Raw genomic sequence first — 22,568 nt, forward strand, 5'->3', positions numbered from 1 at the left:
CGGCCAGCAAAGGGAGGGGTCGAAGCGGCGCGCGGCCAGCGCACTCCGACGACCCGGATAGACATGAAAATTACCGGTATCAGTTCGATTGTCGTGAACGCGAAGATGCGCAACTGGGTGTTTGTTCGGGTCGATACGTCCGTGCCGGGCCTTTATGGCTGGGGTGAAGCGACGCTGAACTGGAAGACCCGCGCCGTGACCGGCGCGGTCGAGGATCTGGCGCAACTGATGCTCGGCACCGATCCGCGAGACATCGAACAGGCCGTGCGGCGGATGAACAAGCACAGCTACTACCGCCTGGGCATCATCGGCGCCTCGGCGATCAGCGGGATCGAGCACGCGCTCTGGGACATCTCGGCCAAGGAGCTGGGTGTGCCGGTCTGGCGGTTGCTGGGTGGAAAAGTGCGCGAGCGCGTGGATCTCTACTCGCATCCGGGCCTTGGCGAGATGAAGACGCTCTACGAAGACACCTTCGACCCCAGCAAGCTGGTCGAAGCCTCGCAGAAGGTGCTTGAAAAGGGGTTCCGTGCGGTCAAGGTCGTCTGCATTCCCTATTCCCACGCGACAACCACGCGCGCCGCCTGCCGCAACCTCGAGCGGTTGGGCATCGCGCTTCGCCAAGGTCTGGGGGACGACGCGGCGATCATGGTGGATTTCCACGGCCGCGCCGCCACCGTCAGCGCAACGCTCGAATATATCAAGGCGCTGGAGCCCATGGGCCCGATGTTTGTCGAAGAGCCCGTTCAGCCCGGCGACACCAAGGCCATGCGGGAAATCGTCGAACGCTCGCCGGTGCCGATTGCTACTGGCGAGCGCCTGGTCGGGCTGCGTGAATTCGACGAGCTGTTGAGCGCGCGGGCCTGTCACATCGTACAGCCCGATCTCAATCATTGCGGCGGCCTGCTTGAGGCGAAGAAGATCGCCACCCTGGCCGAGATCGCACAGGCAGGCGTTGCGCCGCACAATCCCAACGGCCCCTTGGCGGCCGTGGCTTCGCTCCATTACGGCATCTCGACGCCGAACTTCGTCATCCTCGAGGCGATGCCGGGCGCCGTGCCCTGGTATCACGACGTTGTCGAAGGTCTGCCCGAGATGGTCGATGGTCGTTGGGGTGCACCCGACAAACCCGGCTTTGGCATCGAGGTGAACGAAAAGGAAGCTGCCAAGCATCCTTTCCAGCAAGAGGTTCTGCACACTCAGACCGCGGTGCTGGACGACGGCACACTGGTGGATTGGTAAGATGCGGAGCGGCGAGACCATGGCCTATCCGGTGCTTGGCCCGATCATCGGCGGTGTCCGTCTTTCTCCGCCGGGCCGCAAAGTCATCCCGGTCGAGAACCCGGCGACGCTGGAAAGCCTCGGCGATCTGGCGCTGGCCACGGACGCCGATCTCGAGGCGGCGCTGGCCGCTGCGGACAGAGGTTTCGCGATATGGCGCCGCACTTCGCCGCTGGAACGTTCGCGCGTCCTGCGGCGAACGGCTGCGCTGCTACGCGAGCGGGTCGAGGACATCGCGCGTGTCATGACGATGGAGCAGGGCAAGGTGCTGGCGGAATCGCGCGCCGAGATATTGGCCTCCGCCGAGATCTTCGAATGGAGCGCCGAAGAGGGTCGCCGCACTTATGGTCGCGTGATTCCGGCGCGAGAGGCGGGCCAGCATTTCGAGGTGCGGCACGAACCTATCGGCCCGGTAGCCGCCTTCAGCGCCTGGAACTTCCCGATGGTTCTCCCAGCCCGCAAGGTTGCGGCGGCGCTCGCGGCGGGCTGTTCGGTGATCCTCAAGCCCTCCGAGGAGACACCAGGCGTCGGCTCCATGATGGTCCAGGCGATCCTCGACGCGGGGCTGCCGCCGGATGTGCTTTCGCTGGTTTTCGGCGATCCGCCGCATGTTTCGGCAAAACTCATTGCCTCGAATGTGATCCGCAAGGCGTCAATCACCGGGTCGATCCCGGCAGGGCGAGCGGTGGCAGGGCTGTGCGGGCAACATCTCAAGCGCTGCACGCTTGAACTGGGCGGGCACGCCGCGATCGGCGTGTTTGCGGACGTCGATATGGCGAGCGTCGTTGCCAAGCTCGCAGCCACCAAGTTCCGCAACAGCGGGCAGGTCTGCGTCTCGCCCACGCGGTTCTTCGTGCAGAAGGCCATCTATGACGATTTCGTCGACGGCTTCGCGCGCTACGCGAAGGGCCTGAAGGTCGGCAACGGGCTCGACCCCGAAAGCCAGATGGGTCCGCTTGCCAATGCGCGGCGGCTCGAGTCGGTTGAGCGGATGATTTCCGACGCGGTTCAGAGGGGGGCAACCGTGGCCGCAGGCGGCAATCGGATCGGCAATGTCGGCTATTTCCACGAACCAACCGTGCTGGTGGACGTGGCGGACGATGCCGTCGTGCTCACCGAGGAGCCCTTTGGCCCTGTCGCCACGATCCTGCGGTTTTCCGAGGCTGAGGAATTCGTGACCCGCGCCAATTCGCTGGAATTCGGATTGGCATCGTCGGTCTTCTCCAACGACCTCAAGATCACCCGCTATGTCTCCGAAGGGCTGCAGGTCGGCATGGTCGGCGTCAACGAAGTGGCGTATGGCCTGGCCGAAACGCCGGTCTGTGGCGTCAAGTCCAGCGGTATGGGCCACGAGGGCGGAATTGAAGGCGTGGCCGATCACATGGTCACGAAATTCATCACAGAGCGCAGCTGAATGGCCAAATATACCGCCGCCCATTGGGGGGTCTATGAGATCGACGCGAAGGGGACGCCGGTCCCCCTGCGCGACGATCCGGACCCTTCCCGGATCGGCAGCGGCTGGCTGAGCGCGGCGCGGGATACCGCCAGTCGCATTGCGGCGCCGGTGGCACGCAAGGGCTGGCTTGCCGGCGACCGTGGCAAGCAGCGTTGTGATGACAGTTTCGTGGAGGTCGGTTGGGCCCGCGCTATTGAACTCGTGGCCGGTGAGCTGGAGCGCGTCCGCGGCACATATGGCAACAACGCTATTTTTGCGGGCTCTTACGGCTGGGCGAGCGCGGGGCGCTTTCATCATCCACAAGGGCAGATGCGCCGCTTTCTCAACCTGATCGGCGGGCATGTCGGTAAGCGGGATTCCTATTCCTTTGCCGCCGCCGAGGTGCTTTTGCCGCGCATTTTGGGTCTGTCGAGAGAGGCGCATGAGGACAACATGACCGGCCTGGAGCTGGTGGCGAAGGAATGTTCGCTGCTGGTGGCCTTTGGCGGGTTCTCCGGGCGCACCGCGCAGGTGGATTCAGGCGGTACTTCTAACCACCGGTTGCGGAACCTGCACGCGCAGATGGCCGCGCGCGGGGCGGAACTTGTTTCTATTTCGCCCCGGCGGGACGATTTTCCAGGCGCTGAACGAGTGTCCATTCGACCCGGCTGCGATACGGCGATGATGCTTGCCCTGTCATACGAGATTCTGGCGGCGGGCAGGCAGAACGAAGCATTCCTGGCACGCTACACCAGTGGCTGGCCGGAATACCGCGCCTATTTGCTGGGCGGCCACGACGGGCAGAAAAAGTCCGCTGACTGGGCGGCGCCGCTTTGCGATGTGCCGGCGCAGTATATCCGCCGCCTCGCTCTGCGCATGACTGAGGCTCGCACGATGATCTCGATAACTTGGTCGTTGCAGCGGGCAGAGCATGGCGAGCAACCGCTATGGGCGGCGCTGGCGCTGGCGACGATCCTTGGCCAGATGGATCAACCAGGGCTGGGATTCGGCTTTGGTTATGGGTCCAGTAACGCGGTCGGCCGCACACAACGGGGGTTCCGCTGGCCCGCCTTTCCGCAAGGGCCGAATCCGGTGAAGGATTTCATTCCCGTGGCGCGGATCACGGACATGCTGCTTTCGCCAGGGGCAGAGTATACCTATGACGGCGAGACGCGCCGCTACCCCGACATCCGGCTGGTCTACTGGGCCGGGGGCAATCCCTTTCATCACCATCAGGATCTGATCCGGCTTGAAGGCGCGTGGACGCTGCCAGAAACGGTGATCGTGAACGAACACAGCTGGACCGCGACCGCGCGGCGGGCGGACCTGGTGCTGCCCTGCACCACGCCTCTGGAGCGCACGGACATGATGATCAACAAGCGCGATCCGGCGCTGTTTTTCATGTCTCCGGCTCGGGCGCCCTATGGTCAGGCCAAGGACGACCACGAAATATTCCGCCTTCTTGCCCGCCATTTCGGGGTGGAGGAGGCATTCACGGAAAAGCGCGATATCGAGGGATGGCTTCGGGCGCTGTGGGACGGGACGCGCCGCGAGGCCGACCGGCACGGCATCGCATTGCCGGATTTCGACGCGTTCCGCCGAGAGGGACGGATCGACATACCCCCTCCTGAAAAATCGCAAGTGCTTCTGGGGGATTTCTTCGCCAACCCGGCGGCGGCGCCGTTGAAGACGGAAAGCGGTCGGATAACTCTGTTCAACCGCGCCATTGCCGATCTGGGGCTGGCCAATTGTCCGGGCCATCCGGCCTGGATTATGCCGACCGAAAGCCTGCTGACCGCCGAAGCAGGCGAGCTTCATCTGATCTCGGGCCAGCCTGATACTCGGCTGCACGGTCAGAATGATCGTGGAAAAGAGTCCCTGTCTGAAAAAATCAAGGGCCGGGAGCCCTGTGAGTTGCATCCCGAAACGGCTGCCGAGCTTGGACTGGCAGCAGGCGATATCGTGCGGATCTACAATGATCGTGGAGCTTGCCTCGCAGGATTGAAATTGGACGCAGGGCTGCGACGCGACTGCGTTTTTCTGGCAGCGGGCGCCTGGTTCGACATGCAGACCATAGACGGCAGCCGGATCGATGTGCATGGCAACCCCAATACCTTGACCCGAGACAAAGGCTGTTCGGATCTGACCCAAGGTACGTCCAGCCACAGCTGCGTGGTGCGGCTTGAGCGTTGGACTGGCGATCTGCCGCGTCTTTCGATCGACAGCCTCCCGCTGATCGAGCCCTCCTCGAAGAATTCTGGGTCCGCTTCGTCCTATGGCAGCGTTGCCACTTCGCAACAACCACATTCTTAGTTAGGAAAAGCTGAGCGCTGGGGATTTCTTGCGACAACGCAACGATCTTCATGCTCGCGGTGTCGAAGGTTTCCTAATATTTCGACCGTCCGCCGACCCGAGCTGGCCTGCATGACGTCAACACCTTCAGGGTTTTCGCCGAAGTGCGCAGGATTTCGCAGCGGTTGGCCTGCCTTGATCGTGCTCCTCACCGATTACCTCAGAGTCAACGCCACCGGCCGGAGCGATTCGTCGGTTCACGGAAAATCGAAACCGCAAGGTCTTCAAGAGCGGGGGCCGGTGGCTCCGCCCGGATCAGCTATATTTGGGCAGTATCCACGGTGCGCCGTCGGGCTGTGGCAGATCCACCCAGCGACGCTCGTTTTGTGCAGTGTAGGCAGCGTGCATCACCTCGATATTGTGCACCCCGTCCTCCAGCGTGCAGAGGGCGATCTCTGGCGTCTCGCCCCGCAGGAGCTGGGCAAAGGCCCGAATCTGGTTCACATAAGAACTGCGCCGCGGTGGGTAGAGAAGATACCAGCCGTCGGTCTTGCGCTGGTTGTGATAGGCAGCAAAGCGCGGCCGTGCGTTTTCCTGTAGCACGCGCGGCAGTTCCTCGAGCGGACGATCCGAGAAGACCGCGAGCGGCGCCACAGTCGTGCCGCTCATCACGAGCTGAGACAAATGAAGCGAACCCTCGGTGCCGTAAAGATCGGTGGTGAAATGATGCGTGGGCGAAAAGCGATCGGAGGAGAACGTGCCCGACGTCCCATTATTCATCTCGGCCATGAGGTGCACATTGTCGTCCACTGCCTTGGGCATCACGCTATGGCGCAAGCTTGAAGCGACGGAAGCATAGTCGCCGCCGATCAGATAGCGCACCAGATCCACCGAATGGCTGGTAATATCCATCATCGTCGCGCCCCCGGAGAGTTCCAGGTTCCAGCGGTAATCGTCGATCGAGACCACCTTCCAGCTATGCGAGAACACATTGCGGAAGGAATGCACTTCGCCAAGCGCGCCGCTCCGGACGATCTCCCGGGCCAGGATGCTCGCGTCCTGGCACCGCTCGTTATGGCCGACCCGCACGATCTGTTTCGTGGCGGAAAAGGCGTTCAGCACCTCGCGCGCGGTCGCGAAATCATGCGATACGGGTTTTTCCAGCAGCATGTGCTTGCCGGCCTGAGCCGTCGCAATAGCCACGTCGCGATGGAAGCGGTTAGGCACCGCCACGATCACCGCGTCGATGGCGCTGTCCGACAGCACTTTTTCGGGATCGTCCGAGACCTCGGCGATACCGTGCTTCGCGGCCGCCTGTTCGGCCTTGTCACGCACCACGTCGCAAACCGTCTTGACAGTCAAACCGTCTACTTGGGCGATTGCAGCGATGTGAGTGGCTCCGATCAATCCTGTGCCAATCACGGCGACATTGATGTTGTCTTTCGACATTAGTACCCTTTCCGAGTTGATCTGATTGCAAAAGAAGCAATTTGGCCGCGGGAAATCGCTCTCATGCTTCGCTGCCCAAGCCAGGGCGAGGCTCATTTGATTTGAGCAACTGCCTGATCGCGAGGAAACTAACCGCAGTTGCCGTTGCGAGCACTATTACGACGATCGCGTTCACAGATGGCGCGAAACCAAGGCGCATCATCGCCCAAAGTCTCATTGGGAAAGTCGGCTCGCCGCCGGAGATCAGAATGGTCACAAGCGTTTCGTCGAAGGACAGCGCGAAACATAGTATGAACGCGGCCGCAATGGCGCTTTTAAGGTTGGGTAGAACAACCATGTAAAAGGCTTGAAAATGCGATGCGCCCAGATCTAGTGCCGCCTCGGTCAGCGATGCGCTCAACTCGGTCAGACGGACGACAATGAGCCGATGAGCGATTGCCAGCAACAGGATGACGTGGCCGATTACCACGGTTAGCAAAGACCGATCAATCCCGATGTCTCGGAAGAAAATCAACAGCGCCAACCCGGTGATCATTGGCGGCATTACGAAGGGGACGAAGATCAGAAACTGCAGAACCGAGCGATCGAGGCTCTTGCCCGACGCGTAGTACAGGCTGGTGAGAATGCCGATGATGACGGCTAGGCTGGATGCCGTAAAACCGACCAAAAGCGTGTTGCCGAGGGCGTGTGCCACAGATTTGTCGGAACCCAGCGAGAAGAATGACTCCAATGAGGGTTCGGACAAAATGATCGAGCCGGCATTGGTCTCGAAAAACGCGCCAGCGATAGTCACGGCTATCGGTCCATATATAACCGCCATGACGAGGGCAGCCAGACCGATGAGCAAGACCCAGGTGATTACGGGGGTTTTCATCGCTTTGCCCGCCTTGGGGAGAAAAGGGCCGGGACCGCAAGCGCAGCGAGCACAAGGACCATCAGCACGATCGCCAGTGCAGAACCGAAAGGCCAGTTGAAGGCTAGGCCAAACTGGCTGTACACGACCCGTCCAAGTGTGAAGCCGTTGGGACCGCCCACCATTTGCGGTGTAACGAAATCGCCGATCGAAAAAACGAATGCAAACGCAAATCCAACCGCCACGCCCGACATGCTGAGCGGGAGGACGACCCGTAAAAAAGTCTGGAGTCGAGTTGCTCCGAGATCGTAGGCTGCGCTGAGCAGGGAGTTCGGGATACGCTCCAATGCGATGTAGATCGGCAAAACCGCGAACGGCAGAAGGATGGAGACGAGAACCAGGAACACAGCGTTGAGATTGAACACGAATAGCGTCGTAGGCGTATCCGACAACCCGAGCGCCATTATCAGCTGATTAAGAAGTCCTTTTTGCCCCAGTATCGACCGCATTGCGTAGATTTTGATGACGTAGTTCAACAACAGGGGGATCACGACAAGGCACATTAACACATATCGTTTTCCGCCGCTCAGTATCGCGAGCAAGTAGGCAATCGGATAGCCGAAGAGCACGCAAACCAACGCTATCGATATGCAGAGAAACAATGTCGTCCAGATGACATCGAAGTAAAGCGGATCCGTGGCAATCCGGGTAAAGTTCTTGCCCGTAATGGTCATGACGATATCGGGGCCGTTCACCTCGCCAAGACTTAGATAGAGGAAGGACGCGAACGGTATCGCAACAAAAAAGATCGGAACGAAGAAGACGGCAAGCGTGAAGGCAAATCTGGCGAAAACAGCGCGTAACCGCGTTCTCGGTTGCGTGTCGATCGAGACGCTCATTGCTTTATCACCCAAGCCTCGCAGTCAGCCCAGGAAACGCCAACCTTAGCTCCCGGACGAATGCCTGCGCCGTTGACCCCGCTGAGACTTTTGGCCTCAATCGATACATTGGAGTCTCTGCATGAGCGGATCTTGAAAGCCGTCGTCGATCCGACAAACTCAATCTGCTCGACGTGTCCGCAGGCCGGACCGCCTGTGGCAGGGATTACCTTTATGGCTTCCGGCCGCACAGCCAGATTAACTGCATCGCCCTTACGAAAAGAATGTCCCGACGGTACCGCGACGCGGCATTGGCAAAAGGGCGTGTCCAGCAGAACGTCGGAATTCAGGGCATCCGCGACGACGCCAGGGATAAGATTATTGTCGCCGAAGAATTGGGCGACGTAGCGATCGGCCGGCCGGTAGTAGAGTTCCCTCGGCGTCGCCACCTGGCGGATGTGGCCATGGTCCATGACGACGATTCTGTCGGCCATCGTAATCGCCTCTTCCTGATCATGGGTAATGAACAGGAAAGACACACCGACTTCGCGTTGCAGTTCCTTCAGGAACCGCTGCATCTGATGTCGCAGCGATGCATCCAATGCCGCGAGTGGTTCGTCCAATAGTACAAGCCTAGGCTTGCAGACAATCGCGCGTGCGAGCGCTACCCGCTGGCACTGCCCGCCAGATAATTCCGATGGATATCGTGATCCCAAGCCGTCGAGTTCAACCAGACTGAGAACGCGATTTGTTTCGCGATCAATTTCCTTTCCTGGCACTCCGCCAACCTTCAGGCCAAATCCGATGTTTTTGGCGACGGTCATGTGTGGAAAGAGAGCGTAATCCTGAAAGACCGTATTGAAGGGTCTCCTGTTGATCGGGATGTCAGACAAGGGCTGGTTGCCATCTAGAAAAATTTCACCGTCCGTGGGACGCGTGAAGCCACCAATCATTCTGAGGATAGTGGTCTTACCTGAGCCGCTCGGCCCCAGGATGACGAGAAATTCGTTGCGCCCAACGCTCAGGTCGATCCTTTTCAGGACTTCGACGGCACCATAGCGCTTCGTCACTCCGCGCAATTCGACGAGGCTTTCACTCATGAAATCGATCCGCTGACCTTTAGGTTGAGGAGTGACGCGCAGGCGCCACTCCATATTCTCATTGCGCAGCCTTGATCTCGTTCCAAAGGTCACTGCGGCGGGTCGGATCTTCGACCGATTTGACCCAGAAGACCTTGTCGTTAGGGGAAAGTACCCCGGTATCGATAATTGTTGAGCCGAAGTGCATGCGGTCGACCATCGCTTGAGCGATCTTCTTATTGAGAATGAAGTTGATCCACTTGTGCGCAAGCTCGACCCGCTCCGGTGATGCGCCGGCGGTGATTGCCATGGCGTCCAGCCAGACTGGCGCACCCTCCTTTGGGAAGACGGGCTCAACATTCGCGCCGGCGTCCCGGATGGCCTTGATCATCTGCGGGCCATAGCCGGCGATCATTACAGCTACATCGTTGTTCTTGTACTGCTGCACGGCCTCGTCCGAGTATGAGTAGAACGATAGAAGCTGCCGCTTTAGCTCGATCAGTTTCTCTTTATATTTTTGCAGCTGCTCTTCCGAAAGCTTGTATGGATCCTTTGCTCCGTCCAAGATCGCAGCAATGGTGAAGTTGTATTCGTAAGAGTCGTGAGTCAGCACCTTTCCCTTGTACTTAGGGTCCCAAAGCACGCTCCAGGACGTCGGAGCCGGACTGACGAGGTCAGGGTTATAGGCCAGCAAGTAGGGGCCGTAGAGGAATGGGATCATGAATACCTTCTTGTCATGAACCACTCCCGGAACATTGCTTAGATCGCGGAACCTCCCCAGGAACGCAGCCTGGTTCGGCACCTTGTTCAAGTCGATGGGCGCGAGCAAATTCGCTTCGACGTAGCGCTGAAGCTGGCCCACATTGGTGCAGATGATGTCGGCATCCTGGCCGTTGGAGCCACGGACCTTTGCCCAAATCTCAGCGTCGTCTCCTACGAAGGTGACCTCAACCTTCGCGCCCGTCTCAGCTTCGAACTCCTTAATGTAGTCTGGGTCGGCATATCCCTCCCAGGTCATGATACGCAGCGTTTCGGCGGATGCAGGACCGGCCCACATCACCGCAGCCAACGCCATTATTAGCGTCGATTTGATCGCGGTTCGCAACATTTCTCTCTCTCCTCCACTGGGGCCGCCCTGCGTAAGCGCAGGACAGCACCGAGCAAGAGGTAACCTTATCGTTTGCAATGTGTCAATCGGTGTGTTTGTATTAGCAACGATTTCGGGCGGAGCATACGATGAGGGCGGCTTAGCGCCGAAGGAAAGTGGAGACGTGCATGAGCGTGAGGATTGCGATTATCGGCGCCGGATTGATTTCAAACTGGCATATTCCTGCCGTCCAGGCTGCGACAGGCGCTGAACTGGCCGGGATATGCGACAAGGTCCAGGAAAGGGCCCGCGCCGCCGCTGAGAAGTTTCGGATCAACAAGGTCTATGCCGATACCGACGAGGTTTTTGCGGACCCCAACGTCGATGCTGTCGTCATCTCCGTGCCCAATCGTTTTCATCACGATCTTGCGATCGCTGCGGCGCGAGCCGGAAAGCATATTCTGCTTGAAAAACCAGTGGCTCATGATCTTGACGCAGCGAAATCAGTTCTGGCTGCGTGCCGCAAAGCCGGCGTAAAAGTCGCGGTCGGGCATCAGGCCCGCTTCCTGGACGTAGCGGGAATTGCGCGGTCGCTTGTCGCCCAAGGCGTGATTGGCAAGGTGCACTCTTTTCGGAGTGTCTTTTCGGAAATCTGGGACGTTGTTTCCATCGATGATTACAGATGGAATCTTGCCTTGTCCGGTGGTGCGACGCTCATGGACTTGACGGTTCACCGCATGGATATCGTCCAATATCTTTTGGGCGGCGCCTACACATCTGTCGCAGCGAGCCTGCGTCACAAGGCAATGCCAAAACCGGTTGACGATAATGTTCACCTGATTGTCGATATGTCCAACGGCGCGACTGGCACTTTCACATCCGATCGGTTCACGCCTTCCTTCAATGACGTCACCGACTTTTATGGGACCGAAGGGTCACTGCATTTCACACTCGAGTCCGTAGGCGCTTTCAATACGTCGCCGCTGTCGGTTTACTCCAAAAAGCCCCTTGAAGAGTTGCCGCAATCGCTGGCTGAAATGGCGCGCATCCCCGCCCACTATCATAAGAAAAATGTTCAGCACGATGGCTGGTTTGTCCTGATGCCGGCCAACGCCGACCCTTACAACAGGCAGATGCAAGGGTTCGTCGACTTGATCTCCGGCGGCGTGCCCCAGATCGAGATGGCATCGCTGGAGGATGGCGTCCATCTGCTCGAAGTGGTTAAGGCGGCATACCTTGCCCAGAGAGAACGCAAGTGGGTCGATATCCCGCTTTCGAGCGACGCGCCCTGGACCATTGTCGACTTCGCTTAAACGCCGGCTTTTGGGCTTTGGCGGCCGATCTCATCCGTAAGACGACTAGAAAGACCGTTTGAACCATGTCCATGCAAGCAAGCTACTACTCGACAATGCTCTCCAGGCATCCGCTGAGGGAGGTTGCGGAGATGGTCAAGGCGGCCGGATACGGCGCGTTGGCTATCAACTGCGACGGTATCCCGTCGCCTGCGACGCCCCATATTACCCCGGAAAATTCGATCAGCGAGTCCGTCGCGCTCATCGATGGTGTACGCAAGGCCGGATTGTCGGTTCCTGCGCTCAGTACCAACTACTTCTTCTTCGCCCAAGATGCCGACGATGACGCGCGCGGCATTCGCTATGTCAAAGCCATGATCGATCGGGCTGCGGCAGCAGAGGTCGCGTATGTCCACCTTTGTTCGCCGTACTTACCCTCGTCAAAGGGCGACGACGTGTTTGCCGACTTTGTCGACATTCTGCGAACCATTCTTCTGCATGGCAAAGCCAAGGGCGTTGCTGTTGGTCTGGAGTCCCCCGCACCATTCCTTTACCCGCGGATCGCGGATTACCAACGGATCATCGACGCTCTGGGCGATCTCGATTTGATGGTGAACTACGACCCCAGCCATTTCGCTGCTCATGGAGAGGATCCTGTTGCCGCGGTTTGGGCCTTTGCCAATCGCATCCGGCATGTACACATGAAGGACGCGGCGGGTCTTTATCCGAACTTTACCTTTCCGCCCCTCGGCAAAGGCGTGGTCGATTTCGAGGCGGTTTTGAGCGCGTTGAAGGCTGTCGGATATGACGGTTCGCTCACCGTCGAATACGAGGCCAATGAATTCGGCTGGAATATCGGAGAAGCCGAAGTGCTCGCTTCAAGTCGGGCATTTCTAAGCGGCCTCGGCATTTCGGAAAGCACGCAAAAGAAGCCCTGACCCAGAAGCCGCTCAAGCGAGGCGCTTTATCCTCGCCCTTACCTTTGCCGGTTGCGTGGCTCGGTATCACCTATGACGGCGGGGAGGAAACATGGCACGGAGATTTACCGCATCTCACTGGGGCAACTACGCTCTAACCGATGGCGACAGACCGGAATTGGTGCCCGATCCGTCTGATCCACAGCCATCCCGCATTGGGCGGGGGTGGGTCAGTGCGGCGCGCGATCCAGCCTTACGCATCGCGCGGCCTGCTATCCGCAAGGGCTGGCTCGAAGGAGACAACGGGGCTCGCCGTAACAATGACAGCTATATTGAAGTCAACTGGGATCGCGCAACCTACTTGGCTTCTTCTGAGCTAAGGCGCGTTATCAATCGGTATGGCAACGGGGCTATATTCGGCGGGTCATATGGATGGGCGAGCGCGGGTAGGTTCCATCACGCACAATCTCAGCTTAAGCGATTTCTGAACCTGATCGGCGGTTATACAACACACCGCAATACCTATTCACACGGAGCGGCCGAGGTAATACTGCCCCGCATAGTCGGGGTTTCCAATGAGGATTTTCTGGACGGTGCGACCAGCTGGCCGCTCATCCTCGAAAATTGCACCCTTCTCTTGGCCTTTGGTGGCATTTCTCCGAGAACCGCGCAGATCGAGCCAGGTGGAACGTCCCAACATGAAGTGGCTTCGCAACTGAATGCAATCGCCCAACGCGGCATAAAAGCGATAAACATTTCGCCCATTCAGGGCGATCTGGCTGCAGTCTCGAATGCCCGTTGGATGCGGATACGTCCAGGTACGGATACAGCGCTGATGCTGGCGCTGGCATTCGAGCTCCATGCCAATGGCTGGCACGACGCCGGATTTCTGGATCGCTACACAAGTGGGTGGCCGAAGTTCAAAGCCTATCTAACCGGTGACGTCGACGGGCTGCCGAAAACATCCGACTGGGCCGCGCATATTTGCGGAATATCGGCGCAAGAGATCCGCGATCTTGCGGCTGAGATGGCGCGAGAGCGGGTCATGATCTCAGTGTCTTTTGGCGTTCAGAGGGGGGACCATGGGGAGCAACCGGTATGGGCGGGTATGGCTCTAGCCGCGATGCTGGGTCAGGTGGGGCGGCCGGGCACCGGGTTTGGATTCGGCTATGGCTCGCTGACCGCGGTGGGCCGGCCGCAGCGCATCGTACGATGGCCGTCTTTTCCGCAAGGATCGAATCCGGTCCGAGACTTTATTCCGGTGGCCCGCATAACCGACATGTTTCTCAATCCCGGAGCGCCCTATCAATATGATGGAGGAACGCGGACTTATCCCGATATTCGGCTCGTATATTGGGCGGGCGGGAACCCGTTTCACCACCAGCAGGATCTGAATCGGCTCAGCGAGGCCTGGACGCAACCGGAGACCGTTATCGTCAATGAACATTCATGGACTGCGACCGCGCGGCGGGCCGATATCGTGCTCCCCTGTACGACACCGCTGGAGCGCGAAGACATGATGGTCAACAGGCGAGATTCATCGCTCGTCTACATGAGCCGTGTGTTCGAGCCGTTTGCCGAAGCGCGCGACGATCACGCAATCTTCCGCGACCTGGCAAATCAAATGGATGTCGGCCCGGATTTTCATGAGAACCGCGACACGGAAGCATGGCTCAGGTGGATGTGGAACCGGTGCCGCGAGGTGGCCGAGAGAGAAGGCTTCGCTCTTCCATTTTTCGACCAGTTCCGAGAGATCGGCAAATTCGATATCCCCCTCGAAAACGAGCCAAGGACTTCACTCGGAGAGTTTGTGCGTGATCCTGAAGGGAAACCACTGCAGACGGAGAGCGGCAAGATAACCCTTTATAATGAGGCGATCGCGCACATGAACGCCGAAGATTGCCCGGGCCACCCAGCGTGGATGGAACCGGCGGAATGGCTCGGTAATGCGCAAGCAGGTCAATTGCACCTGATTTCGGGTCAACCGGACACTCGGTTGCACGGCCAGCTTGACAATGGAAGCGAAGCGCAAGCCACCAAGATTCACGGCAGGGAACCTTGCACGCTTCACCCGCAGACCGCCAAAAACCTGGGGGTCGAACATGGCGACATCGTCAGGCTTCACAACGGACGAGGCGCGTGTCTCGCAGGGGTGACGGTGAGCGAAGGCATTCATCCAGATTGCGTCTCACTTGCGACAGGCGCCTGGTTTGATCCGCAGTCTATATCAGGCGAGGTCCTCGAGGTGCATGGCAATCCCAATGTGCTCACCCTCGATAAAGGCACCTCGTCCTTAGCCCAGGGAACGATAGGCCACACCTGCTTGGTCTACGTTGAAAAATGGACGGCTGCTCTTCCAGAGCTCAGCGTAAATGTTTCTCCACACTTCTACCATTCCCAGGACATGGGCGAGTGACCCTGAAGCGTTGATTAGGCCTCTATCATGACAAGGGCAACGCGAGCTCGCTGGCGCAGGGCGCTTATCGCGCTGCCCGTCGAAATCAGTCTTGGGATTTGTCGTTTCGCTTTTTGCAACGCGGGTGGCGTCTGCCTCACGATGTTGATAGCGAATGTGTCGCCGCCCGCTACCTAGCAACGATTTTTTTTAGCCTTGTGTGTCAAAATCGTCGAACTGGCTAGCAAAATCCGCAAAACCAATTGACATATTTGAAACAAATGTGGCAAATTTCCAGGCACGGAACGATTGATTGGCCGGGTAGAGCCAACTGACTGCAAAGCAAACGAATGGGAGAAATCGATGAACAACTATCGTAATGACGTCTTGATGAAGGGGCTGTCGGAAGCAGCCCGCACCGGAAAAATCTCGCGCCGCTCATTCATGCATTACGCGATGGCTGCCGGGTTGACGGCTACCGTTGCAACCGGCGCGTGGACCCGCTCTGCCAGCGCGGAGCCGAAGCGGGGAGGCACGTTTCGCGTCGCATCGCACGACGGCAGCGCATCGGATTCACATGACCCGGGAGCATATTTGAATTTTTCGGTCTATCTGCTTGCCAACGCATACCGCTCCTACGTGACCGCAATCCAATCCGACTCGTCGTTGGGGCCTGACATCGCCAAGGAATGGCATGCGTCCCCTGATGCAACGGAATGGACTTTCCAACTTGACCCGCGTGCCGTTTTTCACAGCGGCAAAAAGGTGATGGCCGACGACGTCATCGCCTCGTTGAACCATCACCGTGGTGACAAATCCACGTCAGCGGCGAAGTCAATGCTCGCCGCCGTGAAGGACATAGTCAAAAACGACGATCATTCGATCACCATTAGAATGAATTCCGGCATGGCAGATTTGCCATGGTTGTTGACGGACGTTCATCTGGCAATTTGCCCTGCCAATCCGGATGGAACACTCAACTGGCAATCGGGTGACGGTTCCGGCCCCTACAAACTGGTCAGCGGCGATTTCGGCAGGAATTTCGAACTGCAACGCCATGACGGCTGGCATCTGGAGGGCGCCTATTTCGATGCCGTGTCGATCGTTGTCGTCAACGATCCGAGTGCCCGCCAGGCGGCGCTGATTTCAGGCGAAGTCGATGCTGTAACGCAACTCGAGCTGAAAACCCTGGCATTGCTGAAGCGGGATCCCAACATCAATGTCCACAATCTTCCGTCGGGATCGGCAATCACGATGCCGATGCATACGAACGTCGCACCGTTTGACAATGTCGACGTCCGAAACGCCTTGAAATATGCCATCAACCGCAAGGACCTCGTCGACAAGATCGAATTCGGTGCGGCTTCGATTGGCAATGATTTTCATCATTCTCCGGAGATGCCATATTACCCGAAGGATATTCCCCAGCGGGAATATGATCCCGATCAGGCGCGCTCATTGCTGAAGAAGGCCGGTGCCGAGGGGCTGAAAGTGAATCTCAGCACCGCGGACAGCGTGACATCCGGAGCCGTCGACATGGCTGTCCTGTTCGCCGAACATGCAAAGGCTGCGGGCATCGAGATAAACGTCGTTCGCGAGCCCAACGACGGATATTGGTCAGATGTCTGGCTCAAGAAGCCGTTCTGTGTTGCGCAATGGGGTGCGCGCCCCACACCAGACGTCATGTACAGCACGGCCTATAAGGATGACGCCGCCTGGAATGAATCGAAATGGAACAACCCCCGTTTCAATGAACTTCTTCTGAAGGCGAGAGCTGAACTGGACAACAGCAGGCGTGCCGAAATGTACCATGAAATGGCGATGCTTTCGCGGGATCAGGGCGGAACCATTCTGCCCATGTTCCTGAATGTGGTGTTCGCGTCCAGATCGAATGTGGCGCATTCGGATCAGATGGCAGTCAACTGGACGTTCGATGGTGCCCGTGGCACCAGCCGTTGGTGGTTTGCCTGAAGCAATTCCGGAATTGCTTTCAAAACAAAGAGATGGAGCGGCTCTGCGTTTCTGTGGAACGCTGAGCCGCTCGATCATAAATAGCAGCACTCCTCCCCAACTTGGCGACAGACTTGTTCTGTCGCCAGTTTCTGATTTCGTAAAAACAAGTTTCCGAACGACCCCGTGTCTGATGGGTGTCGCCCAAGATGCGCAGCCGCTTTGACATAGCGGCGTGCATAAAAATAAAGACTGCGACGGGCCTCAAATCAGAGGAAATGCCGTCCTGGACAACCCGCCATCCACCAGCAGATTTTGACCGGTCATGTAGCCATTGGCGTCGCTTGCGAGCCATGCAACGATTTCGGCAATCTCTTCGGGTTTGCCGTAGCGGCCCAACGGGATGACTGCGGCGTCTTTGGCGATGCGTTCTTGCGAGAACCGCTTCGCAACGGTGTCTGTCAGAATATAGCCGGGCGCGACCGCGTTCACGAGAATCCCGTGTGGTGCGAGCTCCGCCGCCAGCGAAGCCGTCAGCCCATCCAAACCGAATTTTGAGGCGCAATAGGCAGCATCATTGCGCTGGGCACGCACGGACCAAAGCGATGTAATGTTTACGATCCGGCCCCAGCCGCGCTGTTTCATGTAAGGAACTGCCGCTCGAGACAGCGAGAAGGGCGCCTTCAGGTTGATGGTCATCAGCGCATCGAAATCGGCGTCGGCAAACTCATCCGTGGGGCCGCCAATGTTGATCCCCGCATTGTTCACAAGGATGTCGATCTGCAACGCCGAGATCGTATCGGCCAGCCGTGCCACGTCAGCGGGCAGGGTCAAGTCAGCGACCAGGGTCTCTGCGCCTTCGGGAGCACTTTCGCCGGATGATTCCGTCGTGCCGGTGACAATACATTCAATACCCGACTGTATCAGGCGTAGTGCAATCGCGCGTCCCATGCCGCGCGTGCCTGCGGTGACCAGTGCCTTCATGAGTTCTGCCTCTTGTCTCTGGCCTGCGCGAGGCCTCCGGTTTCCACCAATAGATCAATCCGCTAAGGCATTCGCGCACGGAGGCGGAGTGCGGCGCACGGCAAATAGCGTCCGCCACTTAACCGATGTTTGTGTATTTTGACAATCCCGTTGCCATATTGCCAAAAACATTATAGCGTTTTTTACGGATTGCCGACCCAGATACCTTGTCAGCGGTCATTAAAGGCACGAGCCGCTCGACCACTTTCCGGTGATCGCGACAAGAGGGCGACGGCAGGGCAAACCGGGCGGAACATCGGCCAGGAGACACTGGAGAGGCTATTGTCTGACATCCTATCCCTCATCATCAGGCGGCTGGGCTTGGGGTTGCTGACGATGTTGATCGTGTCGTTCCTGATATTTTTTGCCCTTGAGTTGCTTCCGGGAGATTTGGCGCACGCCGTTTTGGGCCAAATGGCGACCGACGAGACGGTAGCGGCCATGCGAAAGCAACTGGGTCTCGATGTTCCCGCCATCATTCGTTACTTTTATTGGCTGGAGGGCGCTGTGCACGGCGACTTCGGCACGTCGCTGATAAACAAAGCCGACGTTGGCCATGCGATTTTTGGCCGGCTTGCCAATTCGTTTTTCCTGGCTGGTTTCGCCGCGCTCTTTGCCATCCCGCTGGCAGTCTCGCTGGGTATTGCAGCGGCCCTGTTTCGGGACACGCTTTTCGACAAGGCCATCAATGTCGCATCGCTGACGGCCGTTTCCGTGCCTGAATTCCTGTTGGGGTATATCCTGGTTCTGTTTTTTGCGGTGTGGGCGCATGTGTTTCCCCCGATGGCGGACATCAAGGATCACACGGAGTTCGGCGAGCGCGTCTATCGCAGTTTCCTGCCGGCAATGACCCTTGTCCTGGTCGTCACGCCTCACATGATGCGCATGACACGCGCCGCGATCATCAACCTCCTTGCGAGCCCCTACATCGAGATGGCTCGCCTGAAGGGGACACCGCCGTGGCGGGTGATTGTCTGGCATGCGCTGCCAAACGCATTGGCCCCAATCATCAACGTGGTGACGCTTAACCTGGCATATCTGATCACGGGTGTAGTGCTGGTCGAGGTGGTCTTCGTCTATCCCGGGATCGGTCAACTGCTGGTCGATTCCGTCGCCAAACGGGATTTCCCGATCGTCCAGGCTTGTTGCCTGATCTTCGCGGCGACATTCATCGTGTTGAATATCGCCGCCGACGTCGGTTCGATCATGACAAATCCCCGCCTCAGGCACCCGAAATGAGTGACTTTGTATCTGGGGATTTCCTGGTGGAATTTATCGCCCTGATTTGTCTCGCGACAGGTTGGTACATTTACCGTGGAGAAAAAGGCAGGTGGTCGATCGCGGTGCTGCTTGCGGCAGCAACCGCGATAATCTGGTTTGCGGCTGGCAGGGGTGGGGTCCATACGCTTGCTGTCCTCGTCGTCCTGATGAGCGTAGCGATAACGGTCTGCCACGCCTTGCGATGGCTTCTCGTCAGGCTGGCACCGTCATCTCTTGCCCCAACATTTCGCTCGGCGCCTCTTACGGCCATGTTCGGTTTCATTGTGATCGGTGCTTGCCTTCTGATGGTTATTTTCGCGCCGCACATCGCACCGTTCAGCGAGTCCGAAGTCGTATCGGCGCCCTACGCGCCGACTGACGCAACCTATTGGCTGGGTACCGATCAACTCGGGCGCGACATGTTCTCACGCATGGTGTTTGGTGGGCGACACTCGATCCTTTTGTCTTTGATCGCGACCGTCGTGGCCTTCTCGCTGGGCATGTTTTCAGGCCTCTTCGCCGCTATCAGAGGCGGCATCATTGATCAGCTTTTAGGGCGTCTGGCCGATATCTTCATGTCGGTGCCCGCGCTGATCCTGGCGCTGTTGCTCCTGTCGATCCTGGGCACGAATCTGGTCGTCTTGGTTGGTGTGGTAGCGGCCATCTACGTCCCTCGGATCTTCCGGCTGACCCGCTCCGTTGCCGCCGGGGTGGTGGTAACCGACTTTGTCGAAGCCTCGCGTGTGAGAGGCGAGGGCGACTGGTACCTCATCCGAAGGGAAATTCTGCCAAACACGGCAGCGCCGCTGATCGCGGAGTTCGGACTGGAATTCTGCTATGTGTTCCTGCTCATCGCTGGACTGTCATTTCTTGGCCTGGGGATACAGCCGCCCATGGCTGACTGGGGTTCCATGGTGCGAGAAAACGCGGTGTTGATCTCATTTGGCGACATCACACCTTTGATCCCCGCGATGGCAATCGCGCTGCTGACGGTTGGGGTGAATTTCATCGTCGACTGGATGTTGAAAATCACCGCTGGACTGAAGGACAATTCGTGATGGAGATTGGCGACAAGCGGCTGCTCGAGATCCGGGGTCTGCGCATCGAAGCCGTGGCCGGCGATGCTATTTCCGAGATTGTCAAAGGCATCGACCTCGACCTCAATCGCGGCGAGGTGCTTGGGCTTATTGGTGAATCTGGTGCGGGAAAGTCCACGATCGGGCTCGCTGCGATGGGATTTGCCCGCGCCGGTACACGCATTTCCGGCGGCCGGATCCTGTTTGACGGACAGGACTTGCGGGCGGCGAGCGATGCACAATTGCGCGCCTTGCGCGGCGCACGAATTGCCTATGTCGCGCAATCAGCGGCCGCCAGCTTCAACCCGGCCCACACGATAATCGATCAGCATGTCGAAGCGCCCGTGTTGCACGGATACCAGTCCCGCTCCGCGGCGCAGGATGATGGGATCAAGCTTTATGCCAAGCTCCGTTTGCCGGAGCCGGACGTTATCGGATTCCGGTATCCGCATCAGTTGTCGGGTGGGCAATTGCAGCGCGCAATGACAGCCATGGCGATGGCCTGCCGTCCGGACCTCATAATATTCGACGAACCGACGACCGCGCTTGATGTCACCACGCAGGTCGAGGTCCTTTCCGCGATACGCGATGTCGTCGAACAGTTTCGCACCGCCGCCATCTACATCACCCATGATCTGGCGGTGGTCGCCCAGATGGCCGACCGGATCAAGGTTCTTTTGAAGGGCGAGGAGGTTGAAGAGGCGTCGACCGAGCAGATGCTGGCTCATCCCAAGGGGAGCTATACCAAGAAGCTCTGGGCCGTGCGGAGTTACGAACGGCCTGAAAAGTCGCGGGTCTCGGACACCGCTCAGCCGGAACTGTCGATACGCGGACTCGAGGCCGGCTATCATCACGGGCCAAAGGTTCTGCACAACGTCAGTTTCGATCTTCATCGCGGTATGACTGTCGCCGTGGTTGGAGAATCCGGTTCTGGCAAATCGACCACGGCGCGGGTGATCATGGGGTTGTTGCCAGCCGCCAGCGGTGAAATCCGACTCCGGGATGAAGCTCTGCCGCCGAGTTTTCGCGCGCGAAGCAAGGATCAGCTGCGCCGCATTCAAATGATCTATCAATCCGCCGAGACCGCACTTAATCCCAGAATGCGCGTCAGCGAGATCATCGGCAGGCCAGCGCAGTTTTACAGGAACCTAAAGGGCTCTGTCCTGCGCAACCGCGTCGAGGAACTGTTATCGCTGATCGAGCTTGACCCGGCAATATTCTATGATCGTCTCCCATCGGAGTTGTCCGGCGGTCAAAAGCAACGCGTCGGGATTGCCCGCGCGTTGGCAGCCGACCCCGACATCGTCATCTGTGACGAGGTTACCAGTGCCCTTGATCAGATTGTGGCAGAGGGCATTTTACGACTGCTGGACCGGCTGCAAAGCGAGATCGGCCTCACCTACATGTTTGTCACGCATGACCTATCCACGGTCCGTGCGATCGCGGACGAAGTCGTGGTCATGCAGCGCGGATGCGTGGTGGACAGCGGCCGGAAGAGCAAGATCTTTGCGCCTCCGCACCACCCCTATACCGCCCAGTTGCTCGCATCCGAACCGAAAATGGACCCGCACTGGCTGGATGCGCACAAAAAGATCCAGACTTTGACAGATACATTTGCGAAGCCGACCGGTACTTTGAGCGCAACGAATTTTCGTTAGGCTCTTCCTCGTTCGCGCGACTCAACATCCGTCTATTCGTTTGATGGCAAGGCATTTGTTAGAATTCCCAACGATTGGACCGGTTCTAGGTCCCGAACTTTCCAGCGTTCGATGAATGCAGACAAATCTGGCGTGGGCGAACTCGACCAAAAATGCTCGGCCCGGAGGAGGGCCGCATCCGAACCGAACGCACCCAAGCCATAGGCCGGGAAATTCAGGACCTGGGCCGAGACCCGAACACGCCCCTGGCATACGCGGATTTTGAAGTCCGGCTCCGGGCCCTACAGGAGCTCGGGTTCTATCCCGATAGGTGCCTGGACTCCATTGTGGCGTAGGCCATCAAAGCCTTGCGGCGGATCAGGCCCGAGACAGCCCTGCCCCTCCCTGAACTGCGTCTCCATGTCGAACGCCATCAACATCCACGCCGTTTACCTAGGTGAAGATGGACATCTTCCTGTGCGTTTCTGGACTTTCTGAGTGAGAAAGTCTCGATTTCTTGATCGCTGCTTTCGCCCTTTCGTCTCCGGGAGCGTTGGCAAGCGAGAACGAAGTGCGGTGGACCAGCTCAGCGCCGCCGCAACTTACCGTCGGTCGAGTGGTGCCGATCAAGCCGGAATGGATTTCTCAAATCCCCTGATTAGGAGAC

The 22,568-nt window shown here is 58.4% G+C and carries 16 protein-coding genes; 10 read left to right on the plus strand and 6 right to left on the minus strand.

The window, feature by feature from the left end; genetic code table 11:
* Window positions 1–105: 105 nt before the first annotated feature.
* Genes AC56QP_RS25620 through AC56QP_RS25630 form a run of 3 tightly spaced genes read left to right on the plus strand, consistent with a single transcriptional unit; the run spans window position 106 to window position 5,026 of the window.
* Window positions 106–1,239, plus strand: coding sequence for an enolase C-terminal domain-like protein (locus AC56QP_RS25620; RefSeq protein ID WP_497103687.1), 1,134 nt, complete (start codon window positions 106–108; stop codon window positions 1,237–1,239).
* A 19-nt stretch (window positions 1,240–1,258) separates the two neighbouring features.
* On the plus strand, window positions 1,259–2,692 hold the full coding sequence (locus tag AC56QP_RS25625; RefSeq protein WP_489863518.1) for an NAD-dependent succinate-semialdehyde dehydrogenase: 1,434 nt from the start codon (window positions 1,259–1,261) through the stop codon (window positions 2,690–2,692).
* Entirely contained in the window at window positions 2,693–5,026 is a 2,334-nt protein-coding gene (locus AC56QP_RS25630; RefSeq protein ID WP_497100989.1) for a molybdopterin-dependent oxidoreductase, read from the plus strand.
* A gap of 294 nt (window positions 5,027–5,320) precedes the next feature.
* Here AC56QP_RS25630 and AC56QP_RS25635 read toward each other — a convergent pair whose 3' ends face one another.
* The 5 genes from AC56QP_RS25635 to AC56QP_RS25655 all read right to left on the minus strand — a co-directional run bounded on the left by AC56QP_RS25635 (window position 5,321) and on the right by AC56QP_RS25655 (window position 10,372).
* A complete protein-coding gene (locus AC56QP_RS25635; protein ID WP_497100988.1) occupies window positions 5,321–6,454 on the minus strand; it encodes a Gfo/Idh/MocA family protein in 1,134 nt (377 codons plus the stop codon).
* Window positions 6,455–6,515: 61 nt separating this feature from the next.
* Window positions 6,516–7,328 (minus strand): ABC transporter permease, encoded by an 813-nt coding sequence (locus AC56QP_RS25640; RefSeq protein ID WP_489862924.1) that lies wholly within the window; start codon window positions 7,326–7,328, stop codon window positions 6,516–6,518.
* Window positions 7,325–8,206 carry an ABC transporter permease gene (locus AC56QP_RS25645; protein ID WP_489862923.1) on the minus strand — a complete coding sequence of 294 codons (882 nt, stop codon included), beginning with the start codon at window positions 8,204–8,206 and terminating at the stop codon, window positions 7,325–7,327. Before AC56QP_RS25645 ends, AC56QP_RS25640 begins: the two co-directional genes overlap by 4 nt.
* Complete coding sequence (locus tag AC56QP_RS25650) at window positions 8,203–9,285, minus strand: ABC transporter ATP-binding protein (RefSeq protein WP_489862922.1); 1,083 nt, start codon at window positions 9,283–9,285, stop codon at window positions 8,203–8,205. The genes AC56QP_RS25645 and AC56QP_RS25650 overlap by 4 nt, the downstream gene beginning before the upstream one ends.
* A gap of 58 nt (window positions 9,286–9,343) precedes the next feature.
* Window positions 9,344–10,372 (minus strand): ABC transporter substrate-binding protein, encoded by a 1,029-nt coding sequence (locus AC56QP_RS25655; protein WP_489862921.1) that lies wholly within the window; start codon window positions 10,370–10,372, stop codon window positions 9,344–9,346.
* 167 nt (window positions 10,373–10,539) lie between these two features.
* Between AC56QP_RS25655 and AC56QP_RS25660 the strand changes: the two genes are divergently transcribed.
* The 4 genes from AC56QP_RS25660 (at window position 10,540) to AC56QP_RS25675 (ending at window position 16,926) form a co-directional block, all read left to right on the plus strand.
* Complete coding sequence (locus AC56QP_RS25660; protein WP_489862920.1) at window positions 10,540–11,664, plus strand: Gfo/Idh/MocA family protein; 1,125 nt, start codon at window positions 10,540–10,542, stop codon at window positions 11,662–11,664.
* 131 nt (window positions 11,665–11,795) lie between these two features.
* On the plus strand, window positions 11,796–12,581 hold the full coding sequence (locus AC56QP_RS25665) for a sugar phosphate isomerase/epimerase family protein (protein ID WP_489862919.1): 786 nt from the start codon (window positions 11,796–11,798) through the stop codon (window positions 12,579–12,581).
* Between the two features lie 91 nt (window positions 12,582–12,672).
* Entirely contained in the window at window positions 12,673–14,976 is a 2,304-nt protein-coding gene (locus AC56QP_RS25670; RefSeq protein WP_489862918.1) for a molybdopterin-dependent oxidoreductase, read from the plus strand.
* 342 nt (window positions 14,977–15,318) lie between these two features.
* Window positions 15,319–16,926, plus strand: a complete 1,608-nt coding sequence (locus AC56QP_RS25675; RefSeq protein ID WP_489862917.1) for an ABC transporter substrate-binding protein — start codon at window positions 15,319–15,321, stop codon at window positions 16,924–16,926.
* 243 nt (window positions 16,927–17,169) lie between these two features.
* Here the strand turns inward: AC56QP_RS25675 and AC56QP_RS25680 are convergent, their stop codons facing one another.
* On the minus strand, window positions 17,170–17,889 hold the full coding sequence (locus AC56QP_RS25680) for an SDR family NAD(P)-dependent oxidoreductase (RefSeq protein WP_489862916.1): 720 nt from the start codon (window positions 17,887–17,889) through the stop codon (window positions 17,170–17,172).
* Between the two features lie 321 nt (window positions 17,890–18,210).
* Between AC56QP_RS25680 and AC56QP_RS25685 the strand changes: the two genes are divergently transcribed.
* Genes AC56QP_RS25685 through AC56QP_RS25695 form a run of 3 tightly spaced genes read left to right on the plus strand, consistent with a single transcriptional unit; the run spans window position 18,211 to window position 21,922 of the window.
* Window positions 18,211–19,167, plus strand: coding sequence for an ABC transporter permease (locus AC56QP_RS25685; protein WP_497100987.1), 957 nt, complete (start codon window positions 18,211–18,213; stop codon window positions 19,165–19,167).
* Window positions 19,164–20,246 (plus strand): ABC transporter permease, encoded by a 1,083-nt coding sequence (locus AC56QP_RS25690; RefSeq protein WP_489862915.1) that lies wholly within the window; start codon window positions 19,164–19,166, stop codon window positions 20,244–20,246. The genes AC56QP_RS25685 and AC56QP_RS25690 overlap by 4 nt, the downstream gene beginning before the upstream one ends.
* On the plus strand, window positions 20,246–21,922 hold the full coding sequence (locus AC56QP_RS25695; RefSeq protein WP_489862914.1) for an ABC transporter ATP-binding protein: 1,677 nt from the start codon (window positions 20,246–20,248) through the stop codon (window positions 21,920–21,922). The genes AC56QP_RS25690 and AC56QP_RS25695 overlap by 1 nt, the downstream gene beginning before the upstream one ends.
* Window positions 21,923–22,568: the final 646 nt, after the last annotated feature.

This window comes from Mesorhizobium sp. RCAM 05104, from assembly GCF_059683645.1.

Bases quoted from the DNA above. Each gene is read 5' to 3' on its own strand.
- AC56QP_RS25655 (WP_489862921.1), bottom strand. From the start codon at position 10,372: ATGTTGCGAACCGCGATCAAATCGACGCTAATAATGGCGTTGGCTGCG.
- AC56QP_RS25680 (WP_489862916.1), bottom strand. From the start codon at position 17,889: ATGAAGGCACTGGTCACCGCAGGCACGCGCGGCATGGGACGCGCGATT.
- AC56QP_RS25640 (WP_489862924.1), bottom strand. From the start codon at position 7,328: ATGAAAACCCCCGTAATCACCTGGGTCTTGCTCATCGGTCTGGCTGCC.
- AC56QP_RS25650 (WP_489862922.1), bottom strand. From the start codon at position 9,285: ATGAGTGAAAGCCTCGTCGAATTGCGCGGAGTGACGAAGCGCTATGGT.
- AC56QP_RS25665 (WP_489862919.1), top strand. From the start codon at position 11,796: ATGGTCAAGGCGGCCGGATACGGCGCGTTGGCTATCAACTGCGACGGT.
- AC56QP_RS25645 (WP_489862923.1), bottom strand. From the start codon at position 8,206: ATGAGCGTCTCGATCGACACGCAACCGAGAACGCGGTTACGCGCTGTT.
- AC56QP_RS25625 (WP_489863518.1), top strand. From the start codon at position 1,259: ATGGCCTATCCGGTGCTTGGCCCGATCATCGGCGGTGTCCGTCTTTCT.
- AC56QP_RS25675 (WP_489862917.1), top strand. From the start codon at position 15,319: ATGAACAACTATCGTAATGACGTCTTGATGAAGGGGCTGTCGGAAGCA.
- AC56QP_RS25635 (WP_497100988.1), bottom strand. From the start codon at position 6,454: ATGTCGAAAGACAACATCAATGTCGCCGTGATTGGCACAGGATTGATC.
- AC56QP_RS25630 (WP_497100989.1), top strand. From the start codon at position 2,693: ATGGCCAAATATACCGCCGCCCATTGGGGGGTCTATGAGATCGACGCG.
- AC56QP_RS25620 (WP_497103687.1), top strand. From the start codon at position 106: ATGCGCAACTGGGTGTTTGTTCGGGTCGATACGTCCGTGCCGGGCCTT.
- AC56QP_RS25690 (WP_489862915.1), top strand. From the start codon at position 19,164: ATGAGTGACTTTGTATCTGGGGATTTCCTGGTGGAATTTATCGCCCTG.
- AC56QP_RS25695 (WP_489862914.1), top strand. From the start codon at position 20,246: ATGGAGATTGGCGACAAGCGGCTGCTCGAGATCCGGGGTCTGCGCATC.
- AC56QP_RS25670 (WP_489862918.1), top strand. From the start codon at position 12,673: ATGGCACGGAGATTTACCGCATCTCACTGGGGCAACTACGCTCTAACC.
- AC56QP_RS25660 (WP_489862920.1), top strand. From the start codon at position 10,540: ATGAGCGTGAGGATTGCGATTATCGGCGCCGGATTGATTTCAAACTGG.